This is a genomic window from Cyclobacterium sp. SOCE241 (assembly GCF_056867545.1).
In genome coordinates this window covers 2,550,804-2,573,005 of sequence record NZ_CP149779.1, presented here as the reverse complement: position 1 = coordinate 2,573,005, position 22,202 = coordinate 2,550,804, and the positions used below count along the sequence as shown (strand labels likewise).

General features: G+C 38.5%; 13 protein-coding genes and 4 pseudogenes. 5 read left to right on the top strand and 12 right to left on the bottom strand.

Features of this window, described 5'->3' with window-relative positions:
- Nucleotides 1-41: 41 nt before the first annotated feature.
- From WG932_RS12765 to WG932_RS12755, 3 genes are read right to left on the bottom strand one after another with little or no spacing between them, the layout of a single operon-like run.
- Nucleotides 42-251, bottom strand: a complete 210-nt coding sequence (locus WG932_RS12765) for a hypothetical protein (protein ID WP_483088206.1) — start codon at nt 249-251, stop codon at nt 42-44.
- 4 nt (nt 252-255) lie between these two features.
- Nucleotides 256-699, bottom strand: coding sequence for a substrate-binding domain-containing protein (locus tag WG932_RS12760; protein ID WP_483088205.1), 444 nt, complete (start codon nt 697-699; stop codon nt 256-258).
- Entirely contained in the window at nt 699-1,094 is a 396-nt protein-coding gene (locus tag WG932_RS12755; protein ID WP_483088204.1) for a LacI family DNA-binding transcriptional regulator, read from the bottom strand. Before WG932_RS12755 ends, WG932_RS12760 begins: the two co-directional genes overlap by 1 nt.
- A gap of 688 nt (nt 1,095-1,782) precedes the next feature.
- Here WG932_RS12755 and WG932_RS12750 point away from each other — a divergent pair.
- The 4 genes from WG932_RS12750 to WG932_RS12735 all read left to right on the top strand — a co-directional run bounded on the left by WG932_RS12750 (nt 1,783) and on the right by WG932_RS12735 (nt 7,510).
- Nucleotides 1,783-2,976 (top strand): Gfo/Idh/MocA family protein, encoded by a 1,194-nt coding sequence (locus WG932_RS12750; RefSeq protein WP_483088203.1) that lies wholly within the window; start codon nt 1,783-1,785, stop codon nt 2,974-2,976.
- Between the two features lie 451 nt (nt 2,977-3,427).
- A complete protein-coding gene (locus WG932_RS12745; RefSeq protein ID WP_014018542.1) occupies nt 3,428-4,894 on the top strand; it encodes a sodium:solute symporter family protein in 1,467 nt (488 codons plus the stop codon).
- Nucleotides 4,895-4,903: 9 nt separating this feature from the next.
- Nucleotides 4,904-6,781, top strand: a complete 1,878-nt coding sequence (locus tag WG932_RS12740) for a 6-phosphogluconolactonase (RefSeq protein WP_483088202.1) — start codon at nt 4,904-4,906, stop codon at nt 6,779-6,781.
- 297 nt (nt 6,782-7,078) lie between these two features.
- A complete protein-coding gene (locus WG932_RS12735; protein ID WP_483088201.1) occupies nt 7,079-7,510 on the top strand; it encodes an NUDIX domain-containing protein in 432 nt (143 codons plus the stop codon).
- A gap of 49 nt (nt 7,511-7,559) precedes the next feature.
- Here WG932_RS12735 and WG932_RS12730 read toward each other — a convergent pair whose 3' ends face one another.
- The 5 genes and pseudogenes from WG932_RS12730 to sov form a co-directional block, all read right to left on the bottom strand.
- Nucleotides 7,560-7,922 carry a DUF2237 family protein gene (locus tag WG932_RS12730; RefSeq protein WP_014018539.1) on the bottom strand — a complete coding sequence of 121 codons (363 nt, stop codon included), beginning with the start codon at nt 7,920-7,922 and terminating at the stop codon, nt 7,560-7,562.
- A gap of 85 nt (nt 7,923-8,007) precedes the next feature.
- Nucleotides 8,008-8,633: pseudogene (locus tag WG932_RS12725) on the bottom strand (energy transducer TonB).
- 122 nt (nt 8,634-8,755) lie between these two features.
- Nucleotides 8,756-9,094 (bottom strand): VanZ family protein, encoded by a 339-nt coding sequence (locus tag WG932_RS12720; protein WP_014018537.1) that lies wholly within the window; start codon nt 9,092-9,094, stop codon nt 8,756-8,758.
- Between the two features lie 47 nt (nt 9,095-9,141).
- Nucleotides 9,142-9,519: a glycine cleavage system protein GcvH gene (gene gcvH / locus WG932_RS12715; protein ID WP_149392577.1), complete on the bottom strand. Its 378-nt coding sequence runs from the start codon at nt 9,517-9,519 to the stop codon at nt 9,142-9,144.
- A 52-nt stretch (nt 9,520-9,571) separates the two neighbouring features.
- Nucleotides 9,572-16,434, bottom strand: a pseudogene (gene sov, locus WG932_RS12710) (T9SS outer membrane translocon Sov/SprA).
- 93 nt (nt 16,435-16,527) lie between these two features.
- Between sov and WG932_RS12705 the strand changes: the two are divergent.
- The gene (locus WG932_RS12705; protein WP_242067804.1) at nt 16,528-16,692 is read left to right on the top strand and encodes a hypothetical protein; all 165 of its coding nucleotides are present in this window, start codon (nt 16,528-16,530) and stop codon (nt 16,690-16,692) included.
- A 60-nt stretch (nt 16,693-16,752) separates the two neighbouring features.
- Here WG932_RS12705 and ruvA read toward each other — a convergent pair.
- The 4 genes and pseudogenes from ruvA to WG932_RS12685 all read right to left on the bottom strand — a co-directional run bounded on the left by ruvA (nt 16,753) and on the right by WG932_RS12685 (nt 22,123).
- Nucleotides 16,753-17,350, bottom strand: a pseudogene (gene ruvA, locus WG932_RS12700) (Holliday junction branch migration protein RuvA).
- Nucleotides 17,347-19,609 (bottom strand): annotated as a pseudogene (locus tag WG932_RS12695) (NADP-dependent malic enzyme). Before WG932_RS12695 ends, ruvA begins: the two co-directional pseudogenes overlap by 4 nt.
- A gap of 24 nt (nt 19,610-19,633) precedes the next feature.
- Nucleotides 19,634-20,734 (bottom strand): DUF4837 family protein, encoded by a 1,101-nt coding sequence (locus WG932_RS12690; RefSeq protein ID WP_014018532.1) that lies wholly within the window; start codon nt 20,732-20,734, stop codon nt 19,634-19,636.
- An 84-nt stretch (nt 20,735-20,818) separates the two neighbouring features.
- The gene (locus tag WG932_RS12685; RefSeq protein WP_483088200.1) at nt 20,819-22,123 is read right to left on the bottom strand and encodes a lytic transglycosylase domain-containing protein; all 1,305 of its coding nucleotides are present in this window, start codon (nt 22,121-22,123) and stop codon (nt 20,819-20,821) included.
- Nucleotides 22,124-22,202 lie beyond the last annotated feature (79 nt).

Below are 22,202 nucleotides of genomic sequence, written 5' to 3'. Positions count from 1 at the left end.
ATGAAACAAAAAAGGAAGCCATTTTTGGCTTCCTTTGCATTCTATCTGTAAAATTTTTGGTTTTCCTTGGTAACAATGTCAATTGGCATGTAATAGATTTTTTCCACCGGTAGATTTAAAGCCAAAGAATGGTACAAGCTCATAATTCCTTTGTACCCTTGCTCTTCAGGTTTATGGCAAATTAAAAAGTTTATAGTGCCTTGTTGTAAGTGCTTTTGGTTTTCTTTGAGGAAATCATAGCCTACTAGCATGAGGTCAGTTAAGCCTTTCTTTTAAGGTATTCCGCAACTGCAAAAACTCTTGAGTTGGTGACGAATATTGCTTCGATGTCCGGGTTTTGTAAAAAGCTTTTTGTAGGTGTAATTCTACAGATTCCTGATCAATGTCTTGGATATTTAGATTTACACAAGTCGCCTCGTTTGGAGGGCTGGCGAAAAACTTTTTAAAACCTGCTTCAATTTGTTCTAAATTAAAACTTTTCTTTTGTTTGGCGATGTTGACGATTAATATTTTGGGGTTGTCCGAAAGCCCCAATTTACATAGGCTGCCTCCCAAATATCCACTTTCAAATAATGGAGGACCTATATAAGATAGACTTCCTTGTGCTTCAATATTACTATCTATACATACTACCGGAATATTATTGGCTTGGCAATAAAGGAAGAAATCATCTGCTTCTTTGACAAAAGAAGGAGACATTAGTACGCCATCAATATTTTTTCTTTAATTTCTTCAGTTGCCTGAATAAATGAATCTTTCTTTGTCAGGTCGAAAAGAAAATTCTCTATAGTGATTCCATATTGTTTGATTTCTGAGTCGGCTTTCATTATACCTTTTAAAGGTGCCTCCCAGAAATCTGAGTACACAGAGGATTTTGGTATAAGCACTGCAAAATGAAAAACTTTTCCGGAAGATAACCGGCTGGCTAATACGTTGGGTTGATAATTCAGTTCTTTGATGATCGCTTCAATTTTTGCTTTGGTCTTTGCAGAAACCCCTGGTCTATTGTGAATTACTCGGTCTACTGTGGCAATGGATACATTTCCTCGTTTGGCTATTTCTTTTACTCCCGTTTGGCTATTTTGTTTTTTCATATGCATTCCATCCTAATATGTCCTACTTTAGGTAATTATATTCTATTAAATGAAGTAAAGATTCTAATGACCTTATTCGTAATTGATTGAATTGACCTCCAAAATTAAAAGAATAATTCGTTTTACGACTATAATTTTGAAATAGCTTCGTATAGTTAACCATAATATCAATTGATTTTTGGCAAATAATGAAATACAAACCTTTACATCAGAGTGAATTCATTCTGCTGATTTAACAGATTCAATTGTAGGAAGTATAATTATATTTTTAATTATTCTAGTTGTTTTAATCGTAATTAGTTGAATGACAAAATTTTTGTACAGAAGCATTTTGGTTTTAAATTAATTTAATACTTCATGAATATGGTGTGTTTCAATGAGTTCTGTTGTCTTAAATTGAATATAGATATGTTATTTTACGAAATGCATTTTGTTTAAAGTGTAAGAACCAAATATTCCTAATGAATTAAAGGAAGTAAAGCCTCTTTTTATAACCCTTTAAGTTAAAGTATAGAATCAAATTTTAAAAATAATCGGCTTAAAGTTGATCCTATTTTCGGGAAAATCTCTAAAAAAGCCTTTCTCAGGGTTGTTATTGAATGAAAAACTTGATGATATTTAGATTTTTTAAAAAAATTCGTTTCTTTAATTTTTAATTCGGTAACGTTAACGATATTATTGATAAAGAATGAACACGCGAAGAAAATTTATATTAACCAGTGCCATGGCTGCTTCAAGCCTTAGTCTTTCTGCATTGTCTCCTTTTTCTTATGGTAAATCCGAGAAAACCCCTCTTAAGGTTGGGCTGATTGGTTGTGGAAGTAGGGGAGTGGGGTTGGCTTCTTTAATGAAAAATTTACCAATGATTTCCCTTGTAGCATGTTGTGATACAATTAAGGCAAATCTTGACAAAGGCCTGGCCCATGCAGATAAGCGGGCAAAAGGATACGCCGATTATAGAGAATTGCTTGACCAATCCGATATAGAGGCAGTAATTATTGCTACTCCCTTGTTTTTGCATTTTCCAATGGCAATGGATGCCATTGATGCAGGGAAACATATTTATGTAGAGAAAACCATCACCTATTCAATTGATGAAGCTAATCAATTAGCGGATAAAGTGAACGGGTCCTCTACCATATTGCAGGTGGGACATCAATACAGGTATTACGCCCTCTACCATAAAGTAAAAGAAATAATTGATAAAGGTTGGTGCGGTCAAGTGACCCAATTTGAATGTCAGTACCATAGCAATCAAGACTGGAGAAGACCGGTAAATGACCCTTCATTGGAAAGACATATCAATTGGAGAATGTATAAAGAATATTCAGGTGGGTTGATGACGGAGTTGTGTGCACACCAAATAGATATCGTCAATTGGTTTGTGGGAACTTCTCCTGAAAAAGTTACAGGAATGGGATCATTGGACTATTGGAAAGATGGTAGAGAAAACTTCGACCATGTCCGTGCGACCTATTATTATTCAAAAGGTATCATTTCTAATGTCAGTTCCATTTTGACAAATGCATACAAAGGCTATTCAATGAATATTTTAGGTACTGAGGGCACTGTGGAGATTTTAAGGAACAAAGCCTTTATCTATGCTGAACCCAAGAAACTGGAATTAGGTACTGTAGATGGAGTCTCAGGAGCAACAATTAAAAACGGATCCGGTGATGATGCCCAGCCAATTAACTTCGAAAGTAAAGATGGGAAAGATTTAGATCCTACCTCTTATGCATTGATGGATTTTGTGGGTTGTATTAGGGAGGGTCGCCAACCATTTTGTGATGTAAACCAAGGCAGAGCTACAGCAACAGCTGTTCACTTGGGCAACAAGGCCATGGAAGAAGAGAAATATCAGTATTGGTCTAAACTTTAATTCAACCCGAAATATGCAATTGACAATCTATTACGTGCTGAAATCGCTTCAAAATCAGTCACTTCGTTGCTGTTTTCAATTTCACCATAGCCCTGCTATGCTAAAATTTCCAAACAGCCTGATTTTCTTGCAATTGCAACACTCATCACGAATTCTATTGCATAATCCGGGTTCAATTTTATTTCTATAAAGTAGGGTTGATTTATTTCTTTTTTGGCCCAACTTGAATATAACTTATTCGAGCTGAATTCGAAGAGGGAATTAGCGGATTGAACTTGCTTTCTGGTAAAACTTTATAACTTAACCTGAATGGTCTTTAAGGACTTTGGCTATTAATTGAAATAGGTATAGTTCAAGTTGGCCTGTTTGCAAGCTTATTATGCCTGCATATTTAATTAAACATTTATCAAAGGGATTGTCTGTCTCTTGAATTATTAAAGAATATATTAAAATGAAATTGAATGAATTAGACCTGATAGTCATAGGTTTGTTTTTCCTGCTTATGATCGTCATTGGGGTTTATGCTTATTTCAGAAACGACGATGCTGAAGATTATTTTGTTGCCGGCGGAAATTTACCTTGGTGGCTTTCTGGAATTTCGCATCACGTCTCAGGGTACTCCGGAGCTGTTTTTGTCGCTTATGCCGCCTTGGCTTATACACATGGGTTTTCTATTTACAGTTGGTGGGCTTTGACGATTGGGATAGCCGTTTTGATTAGCGCCCATTTATTTCCTGTTTATTGGGTAAGGCTTAGGAAGAAATACCAAATCCAATCTCCACTCGAGTTTTTGGAAAAACGATACAATTTGTGGACACAACAGGTGATGGCTTGGAGTGGGGTACTATTAAAGCTTTTTGATGTAGGAGCAAAATGGGCAGCAATCGCTCTATTACTCAATGTTTTCACAGGAGTTAGCCTTCCTGTAGGCGTACTTATCTCAGGAGGTATTTCGCTTTTGTACATTACATTTGGGGGCTTATGGGCAGTAGTCATTACAGATTTCGCTCAATTCATCGTTCAGTTACTTGCCGGATTGGTAATGTTTGTAGTGGTTTTGCAACATTTGGGAGGAATAGAAGGGGTTTTTACAATTTGGGAACAACTTCCTCCCCAACACAGCCAATTTTTTAATGAGCCTTACGGTGTAGGTTTTGCTTTGGCTTTCTTGTTGATAAATTTCTTAGCATATAATGGTGGACAGTGGAACTTAGCCACACGGTATATATCTTCTCCAACTGAAAAAGCTGCCACCAAAGCAGCACGTTTATCGGGCATATTGTACCTTATTTGGCCGTTGATATTATTTTTCCCAATGTGGGCAGCACCAATCTTATTACCTGATTTGGCTGATCCAAGTAAATCCTATGGAGAGCTAACCCTCTTATTGCTCCCTTCAGGTTTGGTGGGGCTGGTAATAGCTTCTTTATTTGCCAATACCATGTCCATGACTTCCTCAGACATCAATACCATTTCGGCGGTTATCACTAGAGATATTTTACCCAACATTAGTACTAAAATAGAGAAGGGGAAATCCTCCCTATACGTGGCGAGGTTGACGACTTTTGTTTTTACATTGCTTACGATAATCATCGCATTTCAATATGAATATTTTGGTGGGGTATTAGGATTGATAATATCTTGGTTTGGCGCTTTGGTAGGACCTATTGCCATTCCGATGCTTTTTGGGCTACTCCCTTTATTCAAAAGAAGTGGTCCCATGGCTGCTATTGGATCAATTATAGCCGGTTTAATTGCTTTCATAATTACAAAAAATATGGATGGCTTAAGTTTAGCCCTAGAAATTAGTTTGCCTTTAATTAGCTCAACCATTACCTACATTGTGATAGGCTTTTTTGAAACCAACAGAAATGTTGCTAAAATTGCCAAGTTGCTTAAGTCTATAGAAAAAGAATAAACAATCAATATGAATTTAAATATATATCAATCTCGTAACGAAATGGGAATTGCAGCAGGCAGAGCTGTAGAGAATAAAATTACAACGCTCTTAAAGGAGAAAGAATGCTTAAGAATAATATTTGCTGCAGCCCCTTCCCAAAGCGAGATGTTAAACTATTTGGCTTCCAGTAAAACAATTCCATGGGAGCGGATTATTGCTTTTCATATGGACGAATATATTGGTTTGTCTAAAGATTCTCCCGCTCTTTTTTCTAATTTTCTAAGAAGGCATTTATTTGATTTGGTGCCTTTTAAGAAGGTCCATTTACTAGATGGTGAAGCCAACCCACAAGCGGAAGTTTCGCGGTATTCGACCTTGCTAAATGAAGCTCCTATAGATATTGTTTGCCTGGGCATTGGTGAAAATGGGCACATTGCATTCAATGATCCTTCAGTAGCTGATTTTGAGGATCCTCAAACGGTAAAAGAAGTAGTGCTTGAAACGCCTTGCAGACAACAGCAGGTTAATGACGGTTGTTTTGCAAAACTTAGCGAAGTTCCGGAAACGGCCTTGACTTTGACAATTCCTACGTTGATTAATGCCGATCACCTCTTTTGTGTAGTGCCTGGAGCTGCCAAAAAAGCTGCTGTCTATCAAACTTTATTTGGTCAAATATCTACTCAATGTCCCGGGACTATTCTTAGAAAATCTGAACAGTGCAGCCTTTATTTGGATCAGGATTCTGATCCATTTCCAATCCAACAGGTAGATAAAACAGCCAATCTAATTGGCATTGACGTAATCAGCTATAGACCTGTTTTAGTCCATAATATAGAAAATACGCGCGTACAATTGCCTAATGATTTTGAAGTAGATCAATATATTGGTGAGGGATTGGTAGATATTCAAATTAATGGAATCAAAGGGGTTGATTTCAACACCACGGTAACTAAGCCTGAAGAAATTCTTGAAGCTACTACATACTTGCTTTCTAAGGGAGTAACTACTTTCTATCCTACCATTGTAACCAATAGCTTTGAGGCCATTTTAGAACTGGTAAGAACAATCAATAAGGCTTGTGATAGTTATCCCATTGTGAAGGCATGTGTGGCAGGAATTCACCTTGAGGGGCCTTTTATATCCTGTGAACCCGGAGCCAAAGGGGCACACCCGGAAGAATTTACAAGAAAACCTTCTGTAGCTTTTTTAGACCAAGTACAGGGAATTTCTGTAAAGCCCATTTCATTAATCACACTTGCTCCAGAGTTAGAAGGAAGTGAGGAGTTTATCCGAACTTGTAAAGAACGAGGAATAAAGGTCTCTATTGGTCATTCTCTGGCTATAGGAGATCAAATTCAGAAGGCCAAAGATGCTGGCGTTACGCTAGCAACCCATTTGGGAAATGGAGTGCCTTTAAACCTGCAAAGGCATCCCAATATCATATGGGAGCTTATGTCTCAGGAAGGTATTACTGCAAGCTTGATTGCAGATGGATTTCATTTACCTCCCTCATTTCTAAAGGTTGCGTTTCGGGCCAAAGGGGATGAATGTCTCCTTGTAAGTGATGCAACTTGTTTTGCCGGCATGGCACCCGGAGAATATGAGTCGCCTATTGGAGGCAAGGTAGTTTTGGAAGAAAGTGGAAGATTGTCCATGAAAGGAGCAAATGGCTTACTGGCAGGAGCCGGAAAAGACTTGTTGGAGAACATCAACTACCTGCTTGAAAGCAAGCTTTTGTCCTTGTCTGAAGCTTGGAAGAAAGCTTCTATATTGCCCTTAAAATACATGCTTGGAGAGAAAGCAGTAAATAAGGACTGGGTAGTTTTTGCGATCCAAGAAAATGAGGTCCTCATAAAGCAAGTTTACAAGGAGGGTCATGAAATCGCTGTTGGAGCATTAAATTAATAGCTGTTTTTTAAACTTAAACCGGATATGGTAATAGTAGATTTATTACCTTATCCGGTTTACAGAGGGTTGGAAATCATTCAAAGCTACTTGTTAGGGGAGGAGTCTACCTTTTTATGTATATTTTTAGATTTGCTATTTTGTTTTTCAGGGTGGAAGCTTTTGATTTTGGAACTGCTTTTCCAATTTTATTGAGATCCTGAATAGTTAGGAATAGCTTTTGATTCTATTTTTCTTTTCTCCTCTGGAGATTTACAAGTAAGTAAAATTGAAATTTTGGTTTAATTTAATGATAGTATGTCTTTTACCTATGATTATCCCCGGCCTGCATTCACAGCAGATGCAGTTGTTCATTGTAAAGCCTTGGACAAGGTTTTATTAATCAAAAGGAAAAATCCACCATTTGAAAATAAATGGGCTCTTCCGGGTGGATTTGTGGAAAAGGAAGAATTGCCCTATGATGCATGTATAAGAGAGTTGGAGGAAGAAACAGGTCTTCAGCTAAGCGAGGGTACATTAATAGGGGTTTTTGGCGAAAAAGGAAGGGATCCTAGAGGCTGGACAGTAAGTGCAGCTTTTGTTTTTGAAATTGATGCAATTCAAATGGAAAAAGCCAAGGAAGGTTCAGATAGCCAAGAAGTCAGTTGGTTTTCTATTTCTTTTCTCCCGGAATTGGCTTTTGATCACTATGAGATCATAAAAAGTTCAGGGCTTTTAGGGCCTTGTTGAGTATCGGGCAAAGTAGTTTTTGATGTGGTTAATGTTTTTTTTTCCTGGATTAACTTTTTACAGCAAATTTTACCAATTCATCGAGAGAAATTAGATCAAGAGTTTTTTCATGGGTAGCTTCCAATATTACTTTTGGGGCTTTATTTACTTGGTAAGCTTCTAACCACCTAGTCAAGCATAGGCACCACTTGTCCCCGGGTTTGAGCCCAAAGAAGTTAAACTCAGGTCTAGGTGTGGTTAAGTCATTGCCTTTTGAGAGGCTAAATGCCAAGAATTCTGCGGTCATCACCGCACATACGGTATGCATGGCCGTGTCCATTTGGTCTGTTTCACAATATCCGGTTCGGTAGAATCCTGTCATTGGTGAGAGGCAACAAGGGATTAAGGGTTCGCCAAATACATTTTTATTCATGATTCAAATATTTACAATTAAAAAGTGCCTTGAATTTTCATCCAAGGCACTTTTTAATTCATCTATGTTTCACTTAAATTTGCAATTAGCTCAATTTAAATCGAATAGGTAATCTCATTTTTACCCTTACAGGTCGACCTCTTTGTCTTCCCGGTTCCCATGCTGGAGCATTTTTTACAACTCTAACGGCTTCTTCATCACATCCACCGCCAACTCCACGAAGGATGCCAACGTCTTGGATTGAACCATCAGTGTTTACAACAAATACTACGTACACAGTACCTTCGATGCCCATTCTTCTCGCTTGGGTTGGGTATTTAAGGTTTTTGGACAAATATTTGTTCCAACCTTCCATTCCCCCGGAGGAGTTGGCATGTTTTCCACAACATCAAAGATCTCTTCTGCTTTCTCTACTACAGGAGCTTCTTCAATAACCACTTCCTTGATTACAGTTTCTTCTTGAACGTCAACATCAAAGTTTACTTCAATTTTCTCTTCGATTTCAACTTCATCAGGAATCTCCTTAATCTCCGGCTGCTCTACTGGCGGCGGTGGTGGAGGTGGTTGTTCCGTAATCGGAATATCTAATAATTCCTCAAAGTCATCATCGATCGGTCCAAAGTCTTGAAGTACACCATCATCATATGATTTATACTCAAAGGCAAAAAGGACCAGACCAACACTGATCATTAGACCAAGATTTAGGAACATTCCTGTTTTCTTGGTTAAGTCAGCTTTTGGTGTTTTTTGGCTTCCATGGTTATAACTCTTTTTTAATTTTTGTTGATTCAGTTTAATAATTCCAATTAACAATCATAACAAATAATTTTTATTTATACAAGGATGCTACCCCTCTTATTGAAATAAATAAAAATACCTGTACCTATAATTACGCCTATGATATTCGTCATAATATCAAAATAGTCAAATGACCTTCCCGGTACCAATCTTTGTAAATACTCTGTCAATATAGCAATAAAAATCCACAAAACTAAATATTTAGTGTAAATTTTATTACCTACCTCGCTCTTTTTGTCTATTCTTTGGCGAATTACTCGGTCCCATAGAAAAGCCATGCCTATGAACATGCCTAAATGGATCACTTTATCTGATCCATAAAACTTAGGAATGTTCGGCACTTTATTACTCGGGCTAAATAGAGCATATGTCATGCCAGAAGACCATAAAAGGGCAAGAATGACTTTTTCTTCAAAATCTGTTATTGGCCTATAAGATTTCGGTACGCTTCAGGTGACATTAAATCATCTTCGGAGCTTTGATCCCATTTCACTTTGATCATCCATCCTTCTCCATAAGGATCTTCATTTACTAGCTCAGGTGAATCTTCCAGAAGACTATTTAACTCTAGGATCTCACCATTTAAAGGCATGAACAAATCTGAAACAGTTTTTACAGCTTCAACTGTCCCAAACACCTCACCTGAATCCAAGGTCTCACCCACTGTTTCTACCTCAATAAAAACAATGTCTCCCAATTCTTTTTGAGCAAAGTCAGTTATACCTATAGTAGCTGTTTCTCCCTCTATTTTGACCCATTCATGGTCTTTGGTGTATTTTAAATCTTCTGGAAATTTCATGCTAGTTATTTTTACTGTTCAAAAATACAATGTTTATACATAGTACAAAAAATTATTGGCTTAAATTAAATGTTAATTGTCCACCAAATGAAGTTGAACTTGTTTTGAAGGCAGTTGAAACTTTTGGATCGTTTATGGTGCGATCAAAATAGAATTGAATATTAAGTTTTTGGTTGACCACATATCCTATGCTAGGGCTTATTTGTACATTTAAATTACCGTTGGTAAGGGTATGCTCGCCTTCTATTTTCCGTTGGACTGTGTTTGTGTCTACAATTCTTGTGGAAATTCGAATGGTTAGGTCATTGTTTAAAACTTCTTGTCTGCCTTGAATTTTGAAAGGCACCTTTACACCGGCTTTGGTATATCCCAAATCAAAACGGAAGTCCTGGCTGTTCTGCTCTGTAATTTGAGCATTGGAAAAATTTAAGCCAATATTTCTTTCTGTATTGTACTCAAAACTGATGTTCATTCTGTCTTTGGTAAGTAAGTCTACCCCTATTAATGGTGCAAACCTTTCTGAAATCACTACTTGATTAAGTATCAAAATTGGAATATAAGCACCAAATTCATCAGTGATGCTGGCCATTGGGAGTTGTTGTAAGGTATTGTACAGCTCAAGGCCTTCTTGGTAGATTAGCGCATTCGAGAAATTACTTACGGTATAAGTAGAGTTGTAATTATGAGTCAAATTTATTGAGGAAAAATATTCATTCAATGCAGGAAGTCTTGCGAGGCCCCTGTATTCAACCCTCCAATTTGGCAACGGAATCTGCGGGAATGGATTAAGTGCTACATCTGTTGCAGCCTGACCTGAATAGGCCGCTAGAAACGCCGGAATCAAAACATCCTGTCCATTAATATTGTATGTACCGCCGGGGTTTGTTGTTTCAAGTCTTGATTGTATGATGTTTCTGTAGGCTTCAAAATTTGAAAAAAGTGGGGAATTGTTATCACTATCCGATTTATCAAATACTGTTTTAAGGATATTGTAACTTATTTCGTAACTGCCAACCCGGTTTGGATTAATGGATGCAAAATCATTTTCACCCGGACCATTTCTCCTAAATATCTCACTATAACTACCATTTTCTCGTTTTTTAAACTCCAAGGTTACTTTAAAGTCTTTTATAGGTTCCACCAAAGTAGTAATCTGGAGGTTTCTTGTTTCGTTCTGACTAAATGCCTGTGTAAGGGATGTACTTGCCGCCAAGGCTCCTCTATTGGCCATCTCATACCTTATATTGCTACTTTGACCACCAAGTAGGAATCCTACGCCCGGGTTGATAAAACTTCTGTCCATACCCAAAAGCCCGGAGTTTGGCATATACCCCGGTAAATAGGTCCCTTGAGTAACTTGATAACTAAAGTTTACATCTTTTAACATCATCATGAATCGCAATAAGTTGGCACCAAAGCCGTCTGTAGCGTACACTTTTTCTTTTTCCTCGTCTTCTGAAGCTTCCGCATTTGCTCCGGGTCTTCCCGGAATACTAGGTCTTTTAGGGGCATTGAGGGCGTTAAGTCTTTTACTTTTGTTGTACAACTGCACCAAATCTAATTTCCCGGAAATAGATTGGTTTCTGGAGTTTTGAATGACATTTCCTAGGGTATCTTTTTGGCCTATGGCACCTGTCATCCAAGAGTAGGTAGCCTCATATCGGAAATCTGCACTTATCCAGTCTGTCAAAGGTATTTTTTCCAATGGAACCTTATAATTGATTACCGCTTGTTGGTTATAATTCGTGGTTCTACCAAGTTTTTTAATATTGTTTCGTAAAGAATCAATTTTTGCATCAGTATCCAGATCCCCTTCCGGTTCGTCCACAATTGCATTTACACTTGAACTGAGGTCAAAAGATAGGTTTTCGGTAAGGTCCCAATTCAGACTATAAAAGCGATTCATATAAAAACTTTTTTGGAAGAGAGGATCCACACCTGTAGTAGTCAGTTGATCGTTCCTATTTTGCGTACGCATAAAGCTCCTGTCAATATCCATTCTTGCTGATACAAGGCTAGGAGCAAAATTCAAATTAAAATCTTTGAATAACTGGAAGTACTTGCTATTAAAAATCCCCCAATTTCTAAAAGGAGTGATAATCAGTGGGTCGGGTTGGTAGTTGTAGGCGATACTTCCTCTGGTAGTTTCATAAATATAACTTTCCAGTTGAATATTGCTTTGGGTTACTGAACCAAAAGCATATGAAAAAGAGAAATTTTCTAAGGCATAGATGCGATTGGTTTCCTTTTCAGGATTTTTTAATTTCCGTACATTATTCAAACTGAAATTACGTCGTTTGGATTGATCTACTACTAAGTTTCGGTATTCCTGCTTTTCTGCATTGGATGAGAACTTTTGAAGAGCAATTTCAAAAGGAACATCCGGATTAAGGGGATCAAACTCCGGCTTTGTAGAAGAGTTTTCTACACTTGCATAAAGCGGAATGCTCACCCCTAGGCTTTTTGGTAAAATTTTATCTACATTGACATTGGCCGAAATATCGTACTGTGTGGTAGATTCCCTTGCTCTTTCTGAAAGCCGGGTTTCAAGACCTCCAAAGCCAAAAGAATTGTGTCTAATCGAAGAAGAAATGGTAGCTACATCTGCAATTTGTGCATTAAGCCTTGCGTTTGCGGCCCATCCTGATGATTTATTGAAATCTGTAACCCTTAATTCATTGGCCCAAAGGCAAAGGGATTTACTTGCTCCTCCTGTGGCGGGGTTTCGGATTCCAATCATCATCCCTTGAATAAAATTCAATTCCGGCCTTCCGACTACTGTCACCTTATATTGCCGAATCATCACGGAGTAAGGTAAGTTTTGGGGTTGTTGGTTATTGTCTCTTTCTGCTTTTACGCCCACGATCTCATCCAGGGCTACGTCAATTTCATTCGCTGAAGGCCAAATCTGATCAGGATCTCTCGTTCCTGCCGGGGTTATATTTAGTGGAACTTCTATTTCATAATAGTTGTCTGTATAATCTGTTCCCAATCTTAAAAAAGCGGACAGTTCACCATCTTGCGCATCCTGACTGTCTGCATGCAAAAACATTTTTAAGCGGCCATACTGTACAAGGTCTTGACTTACATTCTTGTAAACTGCCCTAGAGTCTCTACTTTGTAGGTTGTCTACACACAATCTTAGTGATTGTTCGTTCAATTGTCGCTCAACAGTGGAAGTATTGTCTCTATCTCGATTGATTCCCGGAGGCAAGACGTAGGGGCTTTGCGTTTCACTGCCTTGCCCATTTTCTTCGATATTTACTACACCTACCGTTAGATTAGAGTTATCTGGTTCGGGTATCTCTGAAAATCCTTTCTCAAATAAGGATTCTTGAAATACCCTCCATTGACTTCCTACCAATCTAAATTGGGCCATTCTAAGGACAACCGGCTGTTGGAAGTCAGTAAGGTAGGTTCTCATAAATCGAATGGATTTGAATCCGGAAATATTTCCATACGTGGCATCAGGCTGTCGAATAGGAATACGGAACAGGTACCAGTTAACCTCTTCGCCATTTTCTACTGTGGATACTTTGTCTACAATATTGTTCTCCCCGACTTGCAGGTTTGAAGGACGAAGATCCAGTTCATACTCATAATAACTTTCTACTTCATTAATTGTATTATCATTGTTGAGATCTTCGTTATCGGGTAAATTTGATCCTGAGGGGCTGTAGGAAAGGTTGCTGTTGGAGGTGATAGGCGTGTTTCCTTCCAGCCCATTGTAATTTTTATACCTTTCCAGAATTTTAATGTTATTGTTATCAAATTCAGGGTCCAGGTAATATTGAAAGTCATCTGCTGCAGGATCAGCTTGAATGTTCTGTAAGGCTTGCTGGTTTACATTGAGTCGATTAATAAATCGAGCACCATAAAACTCAACTTCCTCTTCACTGCTTAGTCCATTAAGACCAACATCTTGGTTTTCTCTTGCTTCAGCAGAATTGTCAAAAGCAGGAGTTAAAAATTGTTGGGTAGTAACTTTACCCCATTCATTGCTTGAGGTACTGGTTTCTGAACCATCCGCCGGAAGACCATTTTCGAAGGCATGCCTGCCGTCAACTATGACATCTTCTGAAATTTCACCGAGATTAAAAATTACTTTTCCCCCGGTAGTATTGTTTTCATTGAAAACACCATCCAATACCCGACCATTTTCTCCGGAAATAAAGGGATCCATTAACCAAAACTCAATATACTCTATATTCGTTCTGTCAAAATCCACCTCGGAGGTGATTGCTCTTGTTACTCCACCAAAATTTTCTCGTGGGTTTGGCAAGAAACCTTCATTGGTTAGGTTAGGGTTAAAATTATACATCCCCCGTTCGTGTGGGAAATAGGCCAAATCAAATAGAGGTTCATTGGTAATAAGGTAATCCCTGTACCTGCCTTGGAAAATCTCCTGAGGGAGTACCCGTCTAACATAATGATTTCTTCTGTCATCGTTGGTTATGTTGCCGGGAACATCACTACCTGAAGATCTGTAAAATACATTGTCTATCGTATACCAAGATAGGCGAGCCCTCTTATAGGCATTTCCTAACCTGTCTTCTGTTAGTTGACTTAGGTCAAACTTATTTTCAGCAGTTGCCGGTGTGGCCGACAATTTCCAGTTTTGTGGGCTTGAACCTAGGTTAAAAGGGATAATGGCTGTTTCGAAATCATCAATATAAGAAGCGCCTTCTCCATCTACTTGATTGGATGTACCGGGAATTAAGTGGGCAAATTCTCCGCTAAACTGAATCATTGATTTCTCTTTGGTTTCTGTAAAGGGGAGGGCATCAGCAAGCTTGGTGAGAAACAAAGATTCATCATTGTAATTCACATCCAAACCCCAAAGGCTGTTTCTTAAAGTTTCATTCCCTGTAGCAATTCTAGATATGTTGGGTCTTTCATTCAGGTAAAGGAATGTACCTCCAATATTGAAATTTTCGTTGACCATATAGTCTAATCGAGTACCCAGCAGACTTCTTGTTTGAAAGGAGACCAAATCAGCTTTCTCAAAACTTACACTAATATTTTTTCCTGATTGAAGGATGCCTTCATTGATAATTACCACCCTGCCAATATTATAGTCTACTGTATAGTCTACCCCTTCGGTAAGGGGTATATTTCCGGCAGTAATGATCACTGATCCTTCACTAATATTTAGACCGGGTAGCATGATTTCTGAAGCTGATCCTGAAGTGAAACTTCCTTTTAAATAGTACTTGTTTAAACTAGTTACTAACTCTGCATCTGCTTGTGTGGTTCTATAGAGGGTGTCGTAGACATATTTATCGCTGAGATTTACTTCGGCAGGGGTAAAATACTCTTCTAACGTATTACCAAAGGGCTCAATCACCGGAAAGATTACTAATCCCTGTTCAGGCTTGATGGTGAGGCCATTGACATAGTCAAAATTCCCATCAGGTTGAGGGTCATTTTGAGGGTTTAAATTGTCCAGATTCAGTAGCCTTATCAACGGGATATCTTTAACATTCTGTCCTTCAAGTAGGCTAGGGTTATCCAAACCTGTTCGGTCGTCCCTATAAATAATTTGTAGTTGAAACCCATCTTGTTGAATCTGATTGGCATTGAGGTTGTAAATGTTTTTCATCATCAAATCCCAAGTAGGGATTGCCGTATTGATTCTTGCCGGCCTTAGCATTTTCAAGAAGATGACATTGTCTTCTGATAGGTTTTGGTAATCTTCAGAGAGTTCTCCAACTTTATAACTTTGTCCATTATAGGTGTATTCATAGGAGACGGCCACGACTTCATCGTTTTGAAGTTTTCTTGAAAGGCTAAAATAACCTAACTGTCGATCAAAGGTATATTCATTTTCGGCAAGTTTTCTTGCTCCATTGATCTGCTCAAAATCAAGCCCTCTTTCCAGTCCCAGGTCATTGCTAATAGCTGTTGCTGCCGTTTCAAAATTTCTAAATGAAGGATTTCCCTTTAGATTGGTGAATAGCTCATTGGCAGCATTAGAAGCCGGGGATTGCGGATTTCCTGTTCCAATATTAGGGTTAGAAGGTTTGTATATTCTTTGACCTTCTCCTAAATCCATAAAAGCGGCGAAATTCCGAAGCGTTTCTGTATTGTTAGCCCTATTAAGAATGTAAACCTCCAGACGAGTGATTTGAACACCTGACAATACTTGAGGCAGTCCTCTCAACCAGTTTTCATAATTATTTCGAAAAAAGTGCCCTAAAAAAAGTGTCGATTTTCATCGTAATTTGATGCCCTCACTTCAAAAGGTCTGCCTTGATTTCCACCTTCAATGATAATCTCATCCCTTCGCCCACGTTGGGTGGATGCTACAGTGGTCATGAATAAATTCCCAAATTGCATTTGAGTTTTAACCCCAAATAGATTTTGAGCCCCCTGAATTAAGCTGTTTTGTACAGGCATGCTAACATTTCCTATCTCTATTGATTTAAGAATGTCTTCTTCAAATCCACCGTATTCTACCTTTAGCTGATTTTCAAAATCAAAAGAGTTATTACTGTCGAAATTTGCACCAATTCGTACTTTTTGTCCAAGCATCCCATTGACACTCATTTGGATTTGCTGGTTGAAATTGAAATTTCCTGTTTTCTGTTGTCGAATGGGTATGGAAGGATTGTCAATCCTTCTAAAAATACCTCCAAAATCCAGATTGACATTTCCAGTAGGTACAATTGTAATTTCACTGCCACCAAATAACCTGTCAAAGGTTGGGCTCATGGTAATGGGAGGAATAAGCCCCCTACCTCCAACTGCACTTTCACCATCTAGACCTCTGGATCTGTCTCTCCAATATTGTTGCCTTATTCTGTATTCCTGCATTCTGGAATAATCATCAAAATCCAAGGAATAACCGGGATCTGTTGATGTAGAATCTGTGTTAGGGTAAATTCTATAGGATACAGCGGTATCTACTTCCACCTCAATCCTTTGATTTTTTTCAGGTTTCAATAGAAATGGAGAATCCCTTCTCAAAAAGGGTTTTGGTAGGGATAAAGTGGTTTGGTATTTAAATTGTCCCACAATAAAAAGGAGGGCAGAGACCTTCTTTTATTTAAGGTATCCATCAAACTAGGTATTGTGTCAGATGGGGTAGAAGTTGGTGATTGGCGGGCATATACGCTCGATAAAGACATCATTAACACTATAAAAAACAGTCCTGATAGGGAAGTAGGATAGTGTTGCAATGACTTTTTTCTCCAAAAAATATTTGAGAAAGTAAAGACCAACGTAGTTATATTATGATGATGACTTTAAAGATGCTTTAATTAATGCTTCTAAGGAAACATCCGGACCACTTTTTTCAAAACAGTCATGATATTTTTCTCTGCTTGGGCCTTAGTGAAGCCTAAGGTAATCAAAGCTTGTAACGCCTCTTGTTTTAATTTATTGCTGTTTTGTACAAAGCCCTGAGTGACTCCTCAGGTGAAGCAATTCCATCCTTTAAAATTTTGTCTTTTAGTTCCAAAACAATCCTTTGCGCTGTTTTGGCACCGATCCCTTTAACTCGCTGAATGGTCGGGTGGTCACCTGCACTTATGGCCTGTTCGAGTTCCGGTACAGTCAGGCTAGAAAGAATCATTAAACCGGTGCTTGCACCAACACCTGAAATAGAGATCAGATTCAAAAAGCTTTTTTCAGAAGCTTCCTTGAACCCATAAAGGGTATGAGCATCTTCTTTAATGTGCAGGTAAGTATGAAGCATGATCTCTTCTTTATCTTCTATTTTCCCGAAAGTATTTAAAGATATTTTTACTTCATATCCAATGCCATGAACATCGATGATGACATGTGTCGGGTCTTTGAATGCTAGTTTTCCTTTTAGATAAGTAATCATTCACCGGCTGTTGTTTGGGCATCCACTACTGCAATGGCTACCATGTTGACAATCTCTCTTACAGAACTACCTAACTGTAAAATATGCACTGATTTGTTCATGCCCAAAAGAATTGGACCTATGGCTTCAGAATTTCCAATCTCTGCGACCAACTTATAGGCAATATTTCCGGATGCCAGATCCGGAAATATTAAGGTATTGGCTTTATGATTAATCAATGAGCTGAAAGGATAATTTTCTTTTTGAATACCTTCATCTAAGGCTACATTGGCCTGCATCTCGCCTTCTATAACCAAGTCGGGGAATTGTGCCTTGGCCTTAGCGGTAGCCAATGCTGTTTTAATAGGTACCTTACCTTTGGCTGAGCCAAAATTAGAGTAAGATAAAATAGCAATAGTAGGCTCTATATCAAAGAAACGGACTCCATTGGCTGTCAAGCCGATTATTTCTACCAATTCGTCAGCAGTTGGGTTTTCATTTACCGTGGTGTCAGCAAAAAATAGTGGTCCTTTGTCAGAATTCATGATATACATACCCGCAACTTTATCCACGCCATTTTTTACACCGATCACTTGCAAAGAGGGTAGGATGGTTCTTGGATAATCTTTTGTTAATCCTGAAATTAGAGCATCTCCTTCACCTACTTCCACCATCATTGCTCCGAAATAATTTCTTTCCTTCATGAGCTTTTTGGCTTCATAAAGGGTCATGCCTTTTCGCTTCCTTTTGTCATAAAGCAATTGTCCATATTGCTTTAATTTTGATTTATTTTCACTAGGGTCGATGACTGTGACATCCTCTAAATCTAGGAGTTGGCAGCAATGAGTTTTTTATTTTTTGCTTATTACCAAGTAAAATAGGGATACCAATTTTTTCATCCCGCATTATTTGAGCGGCTTTCAAAATTTTGGGATTATCAGCCTCTGCAAATACCACCCTTTTAGGGTCCTTTTTAGCCCTGGTCACCACCCGAGACATCAAGCGTTGGTCAATACCGATCCTTTCCTGAAGGTCTAGTTCATAGGCATCCCAATCTTCAATATGGGTTTTGGCTACACCTGATTTCATGGCTGCTTTGGCAACTGCGGGAGCAATGGTGGTAATTAATCTTGGATCCAAAGGCTTGGGGATAAGGTAAGTTTTCCCAAAGGCCAATTTGGTCTCACCATATGCCTTATTGACAATGTCCGGAACATGTTGTTTGGCTAAATCAGCAATGGCTAGGGCAGCTGCAAGCTTCATTTCCTCATTTATTCCTGTAGCCCTTACATCGAGAGCTCCTCTGAAGATATATGGAAAACCGATCACATTATTAACTTGATTGGGGTAATCAGAGCGCCCGGTGGCCATTATGATATCTTCTCGGGCAGCCATTGCTAACTCGTAGCTAATTTCCGGTGTAGGGTTAGCCAAAGCAAATACAATAGGGTTTTTAGCCATGGACCTGATTTGGTCTTGGTTAATTATATTGCCGGCCGATAAGCCTAAAAACACATCCGCACCTTTCATGGCCTCAGTAATGGTATGAAGGTCGCGTTCTGTAGCAAACAATCGATGAATATCTGAGAGGCTTTCTCTATCTTTTCGTATGACCCCATCGATGTCACACATGACTACATTTTCATATTTAACACCTAGGCCTATATAAAACCTTGCGCATGATACTGCTGCAGCTCCAGCACCACTGACCACCAATTTAATGTTTTCTATTTTCTTTTGAATCATTTCCAAGGCATTTAAAAGCGCCGCTCCGGATATGATTGCTGTGCCATGCTGGTCGTCATGCATGACAGGAATATTCATTAATTCTTTAAGCTTTTTTTCAATAATAAAACATTCTGGGGCTTTGATATCTTCTAAATTGATGCCTCCAAAAGTAGGTTCCAGAGAACGAATGGTTTGGATAAGCCTCTCCGGGTCATTTTCATCTATTTCCAGGTCAAACACATCTATCCCTGCAAACTTTTTAAATAGTACCCCTTTTCCTTCCATCACAGGTTTGGATGCAGCAGGACCAATATTCCCTAAACCTAAAACAGCTGTACCGTTTGAGATCACGGCAACTAAATTTCCCTTGGCAGTGTATTTATAAACTTTTTCAGGACTTTGTTGGATGGCTGTACATGGCTCCGCAACCCCGGGAGAATACGCCAATGCCAAATCAAGTTGGCTGGAAAGTGGTTTTGTTGGGACTACCTCAATTTTCCCCGGTTTCTTGAATTCGTGATAATTTAATGCATCCTCTTTTCTAATCTTCATTACGCAAGGGAAATAAAATTCCGGTTATTTTGATGTTGATTCAGATTCCAGCTCAAACTTTGTGGCTTGAAGAATGGTCTCAATTTCTCTTATTGATGCCCTATGGGCCTCATTAGGGTAATATACAAATCCATCCATATAGAAAATCTTTCCTTTGGCTTCGTCTACTACCGTATAAGATAGAAATGAACCACCCATTGTTAAATTATTGGTTTTCCATGATCCTCGCATTTCTACGGAATACTGACCATCAATTCTAATGTTTTTGAAAGCCGGTGGAATCTGTTTTTCAATGATTACGAAGGATTCGGGCACATCAGGATCACCAAAAATATTAGGTTTGGTTATTTCATTCCTTAACTTAATAATGTTTTCCGGAAAAACCTGAGATTCATCCTCATATGTCGTTTGGTAGAAAAATAAGCTAATATCCGGTTTGTCAACACCGATTGTAGGCTGCCTAAACCATAAAAAATCCTCTCCTTCCTTTGCCAATTGGTAAGAAGCCGGAAGCTTCACTGCCACTTCAAATTTTTCGGCCACCTTCGAAACGCCTTCTCCATTTATGCGGTTGAAGAGTGCTTTGCTCAAAATTTCCTTTTCTTTATTAGAAAAGATACTTTGTAGCAAATCCTTATTGGCTTTCACATTGGTAATCAACTCTTCTTCATTCTCACCAAATAAATAAATTACCTCTTGGCCAACGGCAAACTCATTCTTGTTTCGCAGCATAAATAATGAGGAATCTGCTCTACTTTTCTCAATTGATTCAGGAGAAAATTGATTGGCTACCGTTCTACTTCCGGGTCGCTTGTCATCAAAGGTGGTAACAAATATTATGTTTGATGCCATCCTTAACATGCGAGTCATTTTTCTGGGATCCACCTTTCTCATATAAAACATGGATTCTTCCCTTATAATACCTTCAATATCCGATTCAAAAATCTCCTTTAAGGCATCCCCAACAGGGCCCGCATATTTGGCGGAATCTATTACCAAAATTATCTCTCCAAGGGTACCCCTGGCTTTAGGTTTATTGCTATCAGAATTGTTTGTCGAATCGTTTTGACATCCGACAAAAGCCATAGCAGAAAACAAGGCTATAATGCAAAATCTTAAACTCATAATAGTTCGTTTGTTTTTGTTCAAGCCTAATTTAGATATAATTATTGCAACTCAAAAAAAATAATTAAGAAATTAGTTTGAAAATTATCCAATGATCAATTTTTGACCGGGTTTGATTTGATTATTGTTCAGGTTGTTCAATTTCTTGAGCTGATCAATGGTTACACCTTCCAGTTTTTTTGAGATTAACCAAAGGGAATCACCCGGCTGAACGGTGTACATTTTTCCCCCGTTGGTATTGGTAGAGATGCTTTCGGAGCTAGCTAAGTTTTTCTCAAAGCTTGACTTGTCTTGATAAATATGTAAAACTTGCCCTATTTTTATTGTATTGGAATACAGTCCGTTCCATGATTTAAGTTGACTGACAGAAACATTGTATCTTTGGGCGATTTTACCCAAGACATCACCACTTCTCACCCTATAAGTAACATTGTGCAGGGGTTCAGTTGGTCTTTTTTCCGGTAGGCTGGCCAAGTATTTTTGGTTCTCAATTTTCAATGAGTCTTTTATGGCGTCATGATTGGCGACAATAAATTCATGACCTGATTTCGGGACATTGATACTGATGGCTTTTCCAAATTCCGGTACCTTACCCTTTAACAATGAGGGGTTGAGGTATTCTAGGTCCTCGATGCAAAGTCCGGTATGTTTGGCAAAGCTTTCTAAGGAATAACCATTCCCCATATCGACTTTTTCATAGGCCATAGGGTATGAAGGCTCCTCTAGTACCAAGTTGTGTTCTTCAGCATATCTCAAGACATACATGATGGCTTGAAATTGTGGGATATAACTTCTGGTTTCTCTTGGGAGATATCTGTAAATTTCCCAGAAAGTCCGTTTCCCGCCTGATCTCCTAATGGCTTTATTTACATTTCCGGGACCACAGTTATAAGCAGCTAGGGCCAGTTCCCAATTGTTGTACCTTTTATTCAATGCTTTGAGGTAACGAACTGCTGCCTCTGTTGAACGTTCAGGGTCTAAACGGTCATCTACGTGACTGTTGTAATATAGCTTGAAATCTTTTCCTGTAGCCGGCATAAATTGCCATAGGCCCATGGCCCCAACTCGGGAACGTGCTTTGGGGTTTAGACCGGACTCAATGATAGATAAGTACTTGATGTCTTTCGGCATATTGTGGGCTGAAAGGTACGTATCAAACATTGGGAAAAAATGCCCTTGTCTTTCAAGGACCATTCGGGTGTATTCTCTATTCCTTACGGTAAAATAATTTATAAATGCAAAAATAGTTTCATTGAGTTCAAAAGGCATGTCCGTATCCATTTCAGCAATACGTTGTTCTACCTCTTCATAAGTAAAATCCGGTATATGTTCGTAGTCATAATAAGGCATGACTGTCTCATTACCCGAAGGGTCGTTTGAGACAGTCAATGTTTTTCTTGAGCCATTGCCACGCTTCCAAAAGACGTGGTCAATACCAAAATCACTACTATAATATAGAAAGATTTTA